Origin of the sequence: Actinotignum timonense, from assembly GCF_030216305.1 — a bacterium.
Taxonomy (GTDB): domain Bacteria; phylum Actinomycetota; class Actinomycetes; order Actinomycetales; family Actinomycetaceae; genus Actinotignum; species Actinotignum timonense_A.
On record NZ_JASOKT010000006.1, the window covers coordinates 83,004 to 95,737 of the forward strand.

General features: G+C 63.8%; 11 protein-coding genes and 1 pseudogene. 4 read left to right on the plus strand and 8 right to left on the minus strand.

The genetic code is table 11. The features are described 5' to 3' along the window. The first annotated feature begins 36 nt into the window (after positions 1 to 36). Complete coding sequence (locus tag QP305_RS04935) at positions 37 to 1,473, plus strand: hypothetical protein (protein WP_284904299.1); 1,437 nt, start codon at positions 37 to 39, stop codon at positions 1,471 to 1,473. Further along, positions 1,467 to 2,912 carry a type VII secretion protein EccB gene (locus QP305_RS04940; protein ID WP_284904300.1) on the plus strand — a complete coding sequence of 482 codons (1,446 nt, stop codon included), beginning with the start codon at positions 1,467 to 1,469 and terminating at the stop codon, positions 2,910 to 2,912. Before QP305_RS04935 ends, QP305_RS04940 begins: the two co-directional genes overlap by 7 nt. Before the next feature lie 103 nt (positions 2,913 to 3,015). Here QP305_RS04940 and QP305_RS04945 read toward each other — a convergent pair whose 3' ends face one another. The 4 genes from QP305_RS04945 to QP305_RS04960 form a co-directional block, all read right to left on the minus strand. Beyond that, positions 3,016 to 6,291: a VaFE repeat-containing surface-anchored protein gene (locus tag QP305_RS04945; RefSeq protein WP_284904301.1), complete on the minus strand. Its 3,276-nt coding sequence runs from the start codon at positions 6,289 to 6,291 to the stop codon at positions 3,016 to 3,018. A gap of 45 nt (positions 6,292 to 6,336) precedes the next feature. Further along, positions 6,337 to 6,624, minus strand: a complete 288-nt coding sequence (locus QP305_RS04950) for a WXG100 family type VII secretion target (RefSeq protein WP_284891526.1) — start codon at positions 6,622 to 6,624, stop codon at positions 6,337 to 6,339. Positions 6,625 to 6,754: 130 nt separating this feature from the next. Continuing rightward, on the minus strand, positions 6,755 to 7,090 hold the full coding sequence (locus QP305_RS04955) for a WXG100 family type VII secretion target (RefSeq protein WP_284904302.1): 336 nt from the start codon (positions 7,088 to 7,090) through the stop codon (positions 6,755 to 6,757). 281 nt (positions 7,091 to 7,371) lie between these two features. After that, positions 7,372 to 7,602 carry a hypothetical protein gene (locus QP305_RS04960; RefSeq protein ID WP_087069974.1) on the minus strand — a complete coding sequence of 77 codons (231 nt, stop codon included), beginning with the start codon at positions 7,600 to 7,602 and terminating at the stop codon, positions 7,372 to 7,374. 85 nt (positions 7,603 to 7,687) lie between these two features. Here QP305_RS04960 and ybaK point away from each other — a divergent pair, with 85 nt between their 5' ends. Next, positions 7,688 to 8,197, plus strand: coding sequence for a Cys-tRNA(Pro) deacylase (gene ybaK / locus QP305_RS04965; protein WP_284904303.1), 510 nt, complete (start codon positions 7,688 to 7,690; stop codon positions 8,195 to 8,197). 76 nt (positions 8,198 to 8,273) lie between these two features. Here the strand turns inward: ybaK and gluQRS are convergent, their stop codons facing one another. Both gluQRS and QP305_RS04975 read right to left on the minus strand, forming a co-directional pair. Then, positions 8,274 to 9,194: a tRNA glutamyl-Q(34) synthetase GluQRS gene (gluQRS, locus tag QP305_RS04970; protein WP_284904304.1), complete on the minus strand. Its 921-nt coding sequence runs from the start codon at positions 9,192 to 9,194 to the stop codon at positions 8,274 to 8,276. A gap of 3 nt (positions 9,195 to 9,197) precedes the next feature. After that, positions 9,198 to 10,508, minus strand: a complete 1,311-nt coding sequence (locus QP305_RS04975; RefSeq protein WP_284904305.1) for an aminopeptidase C — start codon at positions 10,506 to 10,508, stop codon at positions 9,198 to 9,200. A 97-nt stretch (positions 10,509 to 10,605) separates the two neighbouring features. On the opposite strand from QP305_RS04975, the gene QP305_RS04980 reads away from it, so the two are divergent. Further along, a complete protein-coding gene (locus tag QP305_RS04980) occupies positions 10,606 to 11,466 on the plus strand; it encodes an HNH endonuclease family protein (RefSeq protein WP_284904307.1) in 861 nt (286 codons plus the stop codon). 30 nt (positions 11,467 to 11,496) lie between these two features. On the opposite strand, the gene QP305_RS04985 is transcribed toward QP305_RS04980, so the two are convergent. Both QP305_RS04985 and QP305_RS04990 read right to left on the minus strand, forming a co-directional pair. Then, a complete protein-coding gene (locus QP305_RS04985; RefSeq protein ID WP_284904309.1) occupies positions 11,497 to 11,745 on the minus strand; it encodes a HigA family addiction module antitoxin in 249 nt (82 codons plus the stop codon). A 551-nt stretch (positions 11,746 to 12,296) separates the two neighbouring features. Further along, positions 12,297 to 12,734 (minus strand): annotated as a pseudogene (locus tag QP305_RS04990) (alkaline phosphatase); the annotation flags it as partial.

Consider the following 12,734-nt stretch of genomic DNA (forward strand, 5'->3'; position numbering starts at 1 on the left):
GGGCGCGGTCACCTAAGAACGCAGAAAGGAGGGCATATGGCCGAAGAACTAGCAGAATCGCGCGGCGCGCAGCCGGCGGATATTGCGATTCCCGTCTGCGTGCATTGCGCGGGGCAGCGCGGCGAATTCGAGCTGGCCAGTTCGCTCTCACTAACGGCGCTTATTCCCGAGGTGCTGCGCCTCCTCGCCCCGGATTTTGCGGCTCCCACCTGGACGGTTCGTACCGCCACCGGGCAACGGCTAGATCCAAGCTTGCCGGCAGGCGGCCAGCTCTCCCCCGGAATCTGCCTTTTTATTGACAGACCTGCACCGCCCACGCCCCCGCGCAGCGACCCGGTTCTCAGCCGCATCCGCCATTCCACTCTGAAGGAGCGCGGCGAACTTTCCTCAGCCACACTCCGCAACTGTGCCACGGTGCTGGTGGTGGTATGCGGGCTGGGCCTGGCCGGATATACCGCGCGGGCCGCGCTCCCCCACATGCTCGCCCTTCCCGTACTGGCCGGGCTCGCGCTTGTTTTCCTCGGTCTTGCCCGCGTGAATTGGGCGCATGCTCGCCGGTGGGAAGGCCCAGGTGGGAGCACGCGGGCGCAGCTGGTGGTGTTAGCTCTACTCGCGGCCAGTGGCTGGACGGGGGCAGCCTGCGGATGGCGCGCGGCCCCGCTGGTTTTACCAGGTGCGGGACCGCGTGGGATTGCAGCCGGGAGCCTTCTCCTTATCATCGCGCTGCTAGCCCGGGCGATAGTTCCCGTGCCGGGCGGCCGCAGTATGCTGCTGAGCTGGGCACTTTGTTTGGCGGGCTGGGGCGGCAGCGCCTTGCTTCACGCCCGACTTGCCGAGCCGGCTGCCCTCGTGATCGTGGTGGCCCTGGTGTGCACGGCCCGCCTGATTGCGCCGATTATCTTGCGGTTGAGCGCGCCCCCGCCGGAGGTGTCCGCCGCCGAAATAGCGGATTTACCGGCGGAGCACAGCCCGGAAAACTGGGCCCGCATTCTCATCCTCCGCGCCCTGGGCGGCGAAGCCGGCACGGTCTTCGTGATCGCCGCGCTGCTACCGCTGGCCTACCGCCCGGATATCCTCAGCGCGGCCATATGCGGCACGGCAGTAACTGTGCTCGGGCTGCGTGCCATAAGTATGCGCGCCGACGCCGCGTTTGTACTTCGGCTTGTCTTCTTCCTTCTTCTTGATGTGGAGCTCTGCGTGCTGGCCATGCGGAATCCGGCAGCGCACGCAGCACCGGGCCTTCTTGCTTGCCTGGCCGCTCCGGCGCTGGTGAGTATTCCCGCTCTGTTCCTCGGATATCGGAGCCCTCGGGAAACATTGGAGACACTGGAGAGCCTGGGGGCTACCGAGCATCGGGGCCGCGGCGAGCACTCTGAGGCCCAGCTTCTTCTCATCCGGCGGATGGAGATCGCCGAGCAGATTCTTACCGCGCTGCTTGGCGCCGGGATAGTTATTGCGATCAGCCCATGGTAAACGCGCGCACGATTATGAGCTCCCGCCGTTTTCGGCGCCGCAGTATTGCGGGCGCGTTGTGGTGGGGGCTGCCGGCTCATGAGGAAGCTCCCCGCCCGGGATTAGCAGGGCTGGCCGGAGCCCTTGGGCTTGCCCTGGTGACTGCGGCCGGTACCGGGGCAGCGCGAGCGCTCTCACCGCAACTTCCCGACGGCTGGGAAGATGGCGCTGTTCTCATCGCTGCGGAGAGCGGGGCGCGCTATCTCAGTTCCGGTGGAATTCTCCATCCCCTCACCACCCTGGCTGGCGCTTATCTTTTGTATCCGGAAGGCGTGGCGACCCATGTGCTCCCGGCTGCCCGGCTCGCAGATGTACCGCGCGGGGCGCCCGTGGGAATTCCGGGTGCTCCCGATTCTCTACCAAGCGCAGCCGAGCTGCGTGACCCGTGGCTGGTGGCCTGCCCCGTGACTGTTACAGATTCACGGGAGGGCAACAAAGAAAATATGCAGGGCACGGCCGCGCCGTTATCCCTGGCGGCCTCAGCCCCACTCCCTGAATTCGGTGGGGCGGTGCTGGTGCGAACAACAAGTGGTTTGTGGCTGGTTGCTGCTGAGCAACGCTACCGGGTGGATATACCGGAAGCCGCTTTCCGTAGTGAGTTTCCGGGCTTACCGGTGCTTGAGGCGCCACCGGCGTGGGTGGAACTCTGGTCAGAAGGCCGGGCCCTCACCCCGCTCAGCGTTCCCGCTGCTGGCGAGTCGGCCGGGTATCTTCCTGGCATCGGGGAGGCCCGGGTTGGTGACCTGGTTGTTTTTGCTGGAAGTGATGGCACCCGCACCTGGTTCCACATCAGTTCGGGCGGGGTGCTCGAACCGCTCTCCCCCACCGCGTTCCACCTGTACCGGCTCTCCGAGCACAGCGCTCGGGCGCGGGTATACGCCCTTGATCCGGCAGCTCGCGCCCATCTTAGTTTTCGCGAAACCGGCCCCGGAGACGGCTGGCCCGCTGATCTCGGCGCGCTCACCGCCTCGGCTTCCGCCCCGACTGCTGGTGCGACTGCCGGTATGGATTCCGAGCGTGGTTCCGCTACCGCTTCAAGCCCAACTTCCGATGCCGCGCAGCCCGGCCCCGCGCGGGTATGCACGGCTTTCCACGCGGGAAGCTCGTTCCTGGTGCACGCACCTGATTCCCCGCTGCTACCCAGCGGAGCTGCGCTCGTGGCCGGCACGGATGCGGGAAGTGCCACCCTCTTGCAGGGAAGCACCCTCGTAGATATCGCCGATCTTGACCAGCTGCGCCGGGCCGCGAATTGGGAAAACATCACTCCGCTTGAGATTCCGCCCGCCTGGCGCGCACTCCTTCCCGAGCCGGCCGTGCATCTTTCCGTCGATGAGCTCTGCACCGATCCTGGCGGTACCGCCCGGACCGATATTGCTGCCTGCACCCGGCACCGGCCGTGAATGACCAGACCCACAAGCCCAGGCCGGGGAGAGGATTTTTCCTCCCCGGCCCGGGCTGTGAGTGACACACGTTGGAGATAGTTAGTGGTTGGTTATCCCGGATTTAGCGGGTGGCGCTGGAGCGAGAATTGGCCCGGTAGCGCAGGGTCAAGCCACCGGCAAGCGCGGTGAGCCCGGCCAGGAGCCAGCCCGCGAGTGCCACACCGGTGCGTTGCAGCTCCGGAGGAGTAGCGGGTGGCGTAGCCGGCGGAGTGGTGGGCGGGGTGGCCGGCGGCGTAGCGGGCGGCGTCGTCGGAGGTACCGGTGGTTCTTCGAAGCGAACGGTCTGTTCGCTATCGAGAGGATCGGTGTGCTCGGAAATGAGCCGGTCGCCCAGGTACACCCATTCGAAAAGAACCACCTCGCGGCCGGCTAAAGCACTCGCATCAAAGTCCAGCTTGATGCGGGCGCATTCGCTGGGCGAACCGGGAACGAAGTCGCTGACTTTGCGTACCGGGGTGCCATCCTTCCCGAGCACCGGCGTCCCATCGGGGAACATGGCGGCCGTTTCGATCCGGTAGGTTTCCCCGGGAATAAGCGCTCCGCTGAGTTCGCATACCTCATCGGTGATCACCGCGTCCGCGGTGGCGCTCAGAATCTGATCGCCGCCGGCACCATTTGTTCCCTCGGTACCATCGGTGCCCGCCGAACCATCTTTGCCGCTGGCATGATCAGCAGCACTCGGAGCGCCATCCCGGGCGCGGGTGGCCAGGCGCGTGAACGTCACCGTCTGGTTGGTATCCTTCAGGTCAGCATGCACGGCAATATCCCGCCCGTCCTGACGCAGAGTTTCCGTGGCTACCACCTTGGTGCCGGCCAGAGTTGCGGCGTCGACCTCAAAAACCACCTCGACGCTACCGTTGGGGTGCTCGGGCACGAAGCGGCTGGTGCTGGTGAGCTCGCTGCCACTGGTATCGCGCAGCGGCTGGCCGCTAGCCGGATCCAGGAGCGCCCCGTGGACCTCGTATTCTTTACCGGGAAGCAGGTGCTGATAAGAAACAGTATCCACCAGGGTGACGGTGCCGGTATTGGGCGCGATATGGGTGTCCTCGTGGTGCATGGTGGTGTGGAGGGACGGTTCGCGGGTCACCGTGAACTGCTCGGTCACATCGGTCACGCTGGTGGCCAGTGGCGCCGCCCGATCATCGCCCGCGAAATCGGAGACCACTACGTAGGTGCCCGGCAGGTTCTCCCCGGCCTCATCCTGCTCCATAATCCAGGACGGGTCGCCCACACTGGGATAGAAACCGTTACGGGCGGGAAGTACCACCGGCTGCCCGATTTGGCGGGCGGCCGCGCGGTTCTCATCGGTGACCGCCTGGCCTTCCGGGAAGAACAGCAGGGTGTGGGTTAGCGTCTGAGTATCCGCCCCAAATCCAGCCCCGCCGGTGAAATCGGGGTGGTTCGCGGGTAGGCCGCTCACCCACACATCATCGACCAGGTAGGTGCCGGACTTCGTTTGGCGAATCGAGAGAGCCGAATCGATCTTCCCGGGGTAGCGCACCGACGTTGTTTCATCGGCCAGCCCGAACGTATCCGACCAGCCGGCCTCAATCCACGGCGTGAACTCGGCCGGTTGGTCCTCCGCGAGGACTTCCCACACCCAGGTGTACATTCCGGGTTTGCTCACCGGCTCGCTCAATTCTGCCCGAATCGGGCCCGGACCTTCGGCAACCACCGTTACCGACCCGATTTTTTCCGAGCTGGCCGGGACCACGCCCGGCTCGGGAACGGCCGTGGGTGAGACATACCAGGCGGTGGCCCGGTACGTAACCGGAATAAAGGGGCCATCCTCAAAAGAACCGTTCGTTCCCGGGCGGCGGCTCCATTCCCCATCCCGGAAATTCTCATCGGCGCGGGCCACGAAAGTATCGCTGAGGACCGTGCCGGTATCTACCACTTTCGCATCAGCCACGTGGGATACCCCGAGAGGCCGGAAGGGGAATTCTTCCCGGGAGGTTTCCTCCGGAAGCCCGTAATGATCAGCCCAATCGGCGTGAATATAGCGGGAGTTCTCCCCCTGCTCGTTTTTGCGGACCTCCCATACCCAGGTGACGAAACCGCGTTTGGGAGTGGAAAGTTCCGCGGTGAGAGTCTGCCCCGGGCCGTTCGCTTGGACCGTGACCGAGCCCAGCACCTCGGCTCCTTCAGGAACGGTATCGCTGCGCTGCGGGGTGGTGCGACCCGCCCAATAGGCGGTAGCCCGGTAGGTGACGGGCACATTTTTCCCCCTCACCTGGGTCCATTTTCCGTCCCCGTAATCCTCCTTGACGGCGGTGGTGAGGGTATCGCGAATAACGCCGTCGGTATTAATAGGACGGGTACTCACCTTCGAGGTGCCAAGCGGCTGGAAATCATAAATAACTTCCCAGGTGCGGCCCGGAACATTGCGAGTGAGGGGATCGCTGACCGGGCGGTGGCCGTAGGTGATGGTGTCTTGAACAGTGCCATCAGCCCCGAAAATAGTCAGGGTGGTGCGAACCGGGGTATCGAAAACGGCTGTATAGCTCACCTGGCCATTCCCGGTGGCCGACCACGCCAGCTCCAGCGGCTTGCTATCGGTCACCCCGCTCCAGGTTGCGCTTCCGCTCGCGTCAAAAACCGCCGGGCCGCTGAGGGTAATAACCACGGGAATTCCGGGCAGCCACGCCTCGGAATCATCCGGGTGCACACCGATACCGCGGATGACACCGCTGCGGTCCCCTTCGCCTTCCACGATTCCACTCACGTAGCCGACGGCGGCGCTGGCGCGCGCTTCCCGCACGTAGCTCTGGGCCCGCTCCTCAATATCAGGACGCTGGGTGCGCACCGCCTGCACCAGTTCGTTCACGGTCTCTTGGGCCCGCCCCGGACGCCCCGGATATTCCTTTTCGAAATTAACGTGGATGAGGTAGCTCAACGCAGCCAGGTTGAGATCATCAGCGGTATTTCCTTCATAGCGGTTGAGCAGCCAGGCCATTTGCGGGGTGCTCAGCTGCAATTCCCCCGGCCCGAGCGCCCGGGATTCGGTAAGGGTCGTAATATCGACCATTTCCCCGGGGCCAGGATCGGCATATTTCGCCTGGATACACCAGATGGGATAGCCTTCCACCGCCACCCCGTTAATTGATTGCGTTTCCGCGTAATGGGGGCCGAGGCGGAGGTGGCCAACAATATTCACACCTTTAATTTCGATGCCGCGGCCAACAGAATGATCCCAATCGGCGCGCGCTCCGGCACCGCCGAACAGACCGGCGCCCGCCAGAGCGAACACCATGAGAAAAGCAAGAAATACCCGAATCACATGTGGGGTGGGTTTCGGGCCCGTGGTTATTGCCATGGTGGATACGAGTCCTTTCACAATATTATTTTTTGCATGACGAAATAGAGCCATGATGAAGCTGCTCTACCCGAAGAGGCGAGCCACCGCCCGGTCAGCCGCGCGATAGTTCTGCGAAGCGCATTCCACCTGCTGGCCAATGCGCGCGTATATATCATTCAGGGAACGGGCCGCGGCATGCCATCGCGTTTGCGCGGCTTCGTAGGCTGCCTGAGACTGCCCGTCCCAATCCGCCATCGCGGTGCGTATTCGCGCATCGAGCTGCGCGAGCACCCCCTCGATGCGGGAAGCGTGGGCAGCCATATCAGCCGCCCCCGCGGAGAGTTCCCCAAAATGAGCACGAAGCTCGGTCATAACAATCCTTTCTTTAAGTGTGCGGATACCCCGGCGAGCACGCTGACACAGACGCACCGACGCGATCACGCTGAAACGGGCACTACCACGCCGTTGAAGCACGGGCGGCCGGAGCTATGACGCAGCGCTATTACGCCGCCGGCAGATCCCCGACTAGCGCGGCCATGCGGGAAAAATCCGCGCGGGTGGCCGCGTCTGTTTCAGCGACGGTGGCATCAGCGCGGCCCAGGCGCGCCCCGTAATCAGCCAGCAGAGCAAGCAGTTTTTCGCTGGCCGCGCGGTATTCCTCCAGCGCAGCGGCGAAAGTTACCGGAGCGGTACCCCGCCAGCCGGCATGCCAGGCGGCAATGCGGTCCATAGTTGAGTGCAGGTGGGCGCGCAACTCCTCCTGAGCCTGGGTAACGAGCGCGCGAACGGTGAGAATCGAATCATTAGCGACCCGCAATTGTGCGGTGGATACAGCCATACATCCCCCTGAGGTACGTAGGTGGTGGCGCGCGGGTGGTGAGAGTTCCGCGCTTCGGACGCCGGCCGGTGAGGACCGGTGTTCCAATGGTGGCTGATAAAAGTGGTGCTTGTCGAGAGGGAGAAAATGTTATCCACAGGCACGAGCCCCGCGGGCGTGTCACCCACAGGCAGACCGGCTTTGACCGGCCTAGCGTACCCGTGCCCGGCGGCGCCGTCGTACCTCATTACCCTGTTTTAGGGCGACGACGCCGCGCCGCTTCCGCGGCGCCCTATCCGGCGCTACAGGAAATAAGCCACCAAAGCGACCATCGAAATAACGAAAGCGATGCCGATAATGGTGGCACGTTGCCAGAAGAGGCGGCGGCGCGGGTAGTAGCTCTGCCCGGGCTGGTAGCCGCCGAAATCATAGCCGCCGCTCAGTTCTTCTTCGGATTCGATAGCGGGATCTTCCCCGGTGGCACTGCCGCGCTGCTGGTCATCATGCCGGCGGCCGAATTGGCGTTTCCTCACGGTTTCCTCCGTCTCCGGGTGGCTGGCTCCCGGTAGGAATATGGTAGTGCATCCATATGAACATGAGGGCTACTATCCTGGACGTATGTCGTCGAAGAAAAATAAGCCGGCCGGGACTCCGGCCCTCCTCGCCCTGGAGAAAGCCGGCGTAGAGTTCACGATTCTTGAGTACGAACAAAGTTTGCATCACGAGCACGGATTCGCCCTCGATTCCGCCGCTGAGCTGGGGATGGATCCCCGTGTTATTTTCAAAACCCTGCTGGCGCGGGTGGATGGGAAGGCGGTGTGCGCGGTGGTGCCGGCTGCCGCCATGCTCAATCTCAAGTCCCTGGCGAAGGCGGCGGGCGGCAAAAAGGCCGCGATGATGGATCCGCATGATGCCGAGAAACTCACCGGCTACGTGACCGGGGGTATTTCGCCGCTGGGTCAAAAACACCGCAGCCCGATTTTTATTGACGCCTCGGCGCGCGAGCTGGAGGCGATGGTGGTGTCGGGTGGAAAACGCGGACTCTCGGTGCGGCTGGCTCCGGCTGATTTAGCGGCCGCGGCGCGCGCGACGTTCGCGCCGGTCGCTGATTTTAGCCGGCACACTTAAGCCGGCCCGGCGGGCCGGGGCGCGGCGGCTCAGCGGCGTGGCGGCTCAGCACCGCCCGCCCGCTCATACCTCCCGCTTACTCAGCCGGCCCGGCTTCGAGCGCCGCCACGTCCACGTACCAGGGCCCGCGGCGCAGCGCCTGAATATCCAGCTGCTCGGCGAAGTCCGCGGCCGTGCGCACCTCCAGCCCCAGCGAACGCCCAATGAGCGCCAGCACATCGGCTGCGCTCCAGCCGTATTCGGCGAGCGCCCGCATGGTCACGGCCCCGTCGCGTTTGGCCAGGCGCGCGCCGGCCTGGTTGAGAACCATGGGCACATGCCAATATTCCGGGGTGGGCGCCCCGAGCAGACGCTGCAAATACACCTGCCGGGGCGTGGACGGCGCCAAATCTGCCCCGCGCGTGACCTGGGTAATATGCTCAAGCGCATCATCCACCACGGAGGCAAAATTGTAGGCGTAACGACCATCGCCACGCCGAATCACAAAATCGTCGACGACGCCGCTTACCTCCCCGCACACCTCATCGTGAATGCTCAGTTCTTTCACCTCGGTGCGCAGCCGCAGGGCCGGCTGGCGGCCCACCGCCGCGAGCTTGGCGCGCCCGGCCCGACGGCCGGCCGCGCTCAGGTCCCGGCAGGTGCCCGGGTATACCCCGGGCGCCCCGTGGGGCGCCCGGGCGGCGTCGGCTAAATCACGCCGGGTGCAATAGCACTCGTAGAGCAGTCCACGTTCCCACAGGGACGCGAAGGCGGCGTCGTACCCCGCGGTGCGTTGGGATTGGATCTGGACCGGGCCGTCCCAGGTGATGCCAAGGGCGCGCAGGTCCGCGAGCTGGCGCTCCTGGAACTGCGGGCGAGACCGTTCGTCCATATCCTCCACGCGCATGAGGAAGCCGCGCCCGCTGCGCCGGGCCAGAGCCCAGGCGAGGAGCGCGGTGCGGAGATTCCCGAGGTGCAGGTCTCCGCTCGGCGAGGGTGCGTATCGGCCGTACTCCACGGTTTAGGCCAGCGAACCCATCGGATCCCAGGCGGGCAGCACTTCCGGTTCGGTTTCCAGCGCGGCCAGCAGCTCGGCGGAAAGGCGATCCTTGGTGACCGCAACTTCGAAAACGTGCTGGTCGAACCAGGAATCGTTCATGGTCCAGAAGCCCTTATCGGCGTGCTCATCGCCCCAGGAGTTTTCGATGCGCCAGCGGCGCGGGCTGCCATCTTCACGCAGATCAACGCCGGTGAACACCATGGCGTGCGTCATCATCGCTTCGCCGTAGTAGAGCTCATCGGCCTTGGAAAGCGCCAGGTCAATCCCGTAGGTGCCTTCGTAATCGTAGAGCTGGCCGTCCCAAATACCGCGTTCGCGATCCGACTGCTTGCCGGTATCGCAACCCATCCACACGGGCTGGCCGTCCTTGAGGGTGGCGATGGTGGCTTCGCGGATGACCTCGATAGGCACATTGAGGTAGGTGACCGGCTTGGCGCCCACCACATTGCCGAGGCGATCCACGGTGTAGAGCTTGCCGTACTCATTACGCGGATCGTTGACGATGCACACGTACTGGTCCAGATCCGGCAGGTACTTCTGCGCGAATTCCACCGGGGTCATCTTCCCTTCGCGATGGAAGTTCCCCTCCTCATCTTCGTACTGCCATACAAAGCTTTCCGGCGGGGTGCCCAGGTGAATCGCCAGCACCCGGTAGACCTGCCCCATGAACTTTTCGCGCACGGCTTCGCGCTGGCCGGCTTCGGCTTCGCGAATATCATGGGCGGCGCGGCGCAGCAGCATTTCCAGGGTGCGGTTCATGAGCTGGGTATTGGAAGAGGATTCCGTTTCCGGCATCGCGAACTTCGGGCAGGCCCCGTACTTGTCCACCAGGGCCACGAACATATTCCACTGCCCGCCGTCCCCAATGGGATCGGACAGCAGGTAGTGCACGGTGCGGTCATCAACCGGGCGGTCCGCCAGCTCAATCATGGAGGTGAGGAAATAATTGGCCTTCTCCAGCTTGTCGTAGAAATGCTGGAAAGACTGGGAGAACTCGAAGTTCTTCAGGCCGGTGGCGCGATTGACGAGCATCTTCAGCGAGCTGAGCCCGGAGAAAAGCCAGCAGCGCCCGGACTTCTTCTGGTTATTCACCTTCCAGGTGTCCACCTTCACCGACATGGACGGATCAATCGCGTTAATAACATCGCGATCCTGCGCGACCTTCGTGATCGAGGTCTGGGTGACGGCGTTCTGGACGATGCGAGCGGTGCGATCCGCCGCGAAATCCGCCGCAAACTTCTTCACCATATCGGTCTCAAGTGCCTGGGCCATTCATAACTCCTTCATTGTCGTAACTGTGCCAAGGTCCCTCACTATGCTACCTTGCAGGCGCAGGCCCGCCACGGGCATGTGTCCCGAAAGGTTATGTATGCGTTTTTCGATTGGTCGTTTCGGTGCGCCTCATCGTTCCGGTGCATCTGGGAACCGCGTCCGCGCATCCGGTGCTCCCGGTGCTTCCGATGCCTCCGAGCGCGCATCCGGTGCCGCTTCCCCTTCGCCGCACCGGCGCATGTGGAACGTGATCGCCGCGCTGCTGGTGGTCCTCGCGGTGGCGCTGATCCAGTTGTGGCGCGCTGATTCGGATTCGGCGCCGGAGCCTGGTGGTGCTGGCCGCGCGAGTGGCGCGGCGGGCAGCGCGAGCAGCGGCGAACTCACCGCGTCCGAGGCACTTTCCGCCCTGAGCGAGCTCCCCGGGGGTCGCCCCGATTCCGGGCGTGGTTATTCGCGCGCCGAGTTCGGCCTGGGAGATGGCTGGCCCGATACCGACGGAGACGGCTGCACGGTGCGTAATGAAGTGCTGCGCCGCGATCTCGCGGGAGTCACCTTTTGGTCGGGGAAGTCCACGCCGCCCGGCTGCGTCGTCGCCACTGGAACCCTCCGCGACCCGTATAGCGGAACGGTGATTTCTTTTGACCGCGCCCGCGCCCCCGAGGCGGTGACGATTGATCACGTTGTTGCGCTTTACGATGCGTGGCGGGCCGGGGCGCAGGACTGGGACGCGGATACGCGCGCGCAATTCGCCACCGACCCGCTCAATTTGCTGGCGGTCTCCGGGGCGGCGAATAAGGAGAAGGGTCACGCCACCGCCGCGCAGTGGTTGCCGGATAACCCGGCTTTTGTGTGCGAATACGCCGCGCGGCAGGTGGCGGTCAAGCGTGCGTACGGGCTTCGGGTCGACGACGACGAACGTCACGCCCTGCACGAGGTGCTATCCGATTGCGTCCGGTAAGCCGAGGTTGCGGGTGGGGCTAGCTCTGGCTTACTCGGGCAGCGCCTGCTCGTAGTGGCTTTGGAGATTGAGCCAGAATTGCTCGGTGGTGCCGAAGAATTCGCTGAGCTGCCGCGCAATATCTGCGGTGATCCGGCCTTGGCCCCGAATAATCTCGTGGATGCGGGATGCGGGAATTTTCGCGGATTTCGCGAGTGCTTCAGGGGCGATACCCATCGGTACCAGGAACTCTTCGTTGAGGATTTCTCCCGGATGAATCAAGGCAATTGTGCCGGTCATGATGCCTCCCTGGGCTGGGTGGATACGGTACCTTCGCACGGCGATGCGGCGGAGCAGCTGCGGGTCACGGGCGCAGCACGATCACGCAACAGCTACCGCAAGCCTATCCGGTTATTCGCTTGGCGTCACGAGCTTAAAATGCGCCTCCGCGACGCTTGGAGTACGCAAAGTGCAACCTGAGGACATCGGGGCCCACAGGATGTGAGTTCTGGACACTGCCTCCCACAGGATGTGCGTAAGGAACACGAAACCGGGTGAAAACGGTGCTCTCCCGCACACTTTGTTTTCCGGGGCTGGCTTGGATCCTGTCTAGAGCCGGGCCGGGTAGTATCGGCGCCTGATTGGGGAGGAGCTGACACGAATCCCGTCCTGCGACGGTGTCGACAAAGTGGTACTGGAGAACATCGGGCCTGACAGAGTGGTACTACACGACAGAAAATCGGGGGTTGGTTGTAGCTCCAGTACCACTTTGCGATCCGGCCCGATGAGAGACGGGTGGGTGCTGGAACTCACGGTCCCGGCACCCACCCGTGTTGGTAGAAATATGGAGGTTAGCGGCGCACCGTTGGGGTGTCGGTACCGTTACCGTCCCAGTCTCCGATGAAGAGCTCATCGCTTACCCGCCCGTACGGGAGGGTGTGATCAGCGTTTCCGCTCACCAGGGAGTTATTGACGTGGATGGTATTGCCGCGGCGAATCGAGAGGGTGTCCCGGCCATCGCCGTCGAAATCTCCCGCGAGGGTGGCATCGCCGGCTCGGCCGTAGGAGAAGGAGGTATCTGCCGCGCCGCTGGCCAGCGAGTTCTTCACGTAGAAGACATTCCCACGCCGCACCGCAAACGTATTAACACCATCACCATCCCAATCACCGACCAGGACCTCATCACCAACCCGACCATAGGAAAACACACTGTCCGCCACGCCACTGGCCGGGGAATTCTTCACGTAGAAGACATTCCCACGCCGCACCGCAAACGTATCAACACCATC

What these genes read in the sequence shown, in the direction of transcription:
- QP305_RS04985 (WP_284904309.1), bottom strand. Translation starts at nt 11,745, where the DNA reads ATGACCGGCACAATTGCCTTGATTCATCCGGGAGAAATCCTCAACGAA.
- QP305_RS04975 (WP_284904305.1), bottom strand. Translation starts at nt 10,508, where the DNA reads ATGGCCCAGGCACTTGAGACCGATATGGTGAAGAAGTTTGCGGCGGAT.
- QP305_RS04940 (WP_284904300.1), top strand. Translation starts at nt 1,467, where the DNA reads ATGGTAAACGCGCGCACGATTATGAGCTCCCGCCGTTTTCGGCGCCGC.
- QP305_RS04980 (WP_284904307.1), top strand. Translation starts at nt 10,606, where the DNA reads ATGCGTTTTTCGATTGGTCGTTTCGGTGCGCCTCATCGTTCCGGTGCA.
- QP305_RS04950 (WP_284891526.1), bottom strand. Translation starts at nt 6,624, where the DNA reads ATGACCGAGCTTCGTGCTCATTTTGGGGAACTCTCCGCGGGGGCGGCT.
- ybaK (WP_284904303.1), top strand. Translation starts at nt 7,688, where the DNA reads ATGTCGTCGAAGAAAAATAAGCCGGCCGGGACTCCGGCCCTCCTCGCC.
- QP305_RS04935 (WP_284904299.1), top strand. Translation starts at nt 37, where the DNA reads ATGGCCGAAGAACTAGCAGAATCGCGCGGCGCGCAGCCGGCGGATATT.
- QP305_RS04955 (WP_284904302.1), bottom strand. Translation starts at nt 7,090, where the DNA reads ATGGCTGTATCCACCGCACAATTGCGGGTCGCTAATGATTCGATTCTC.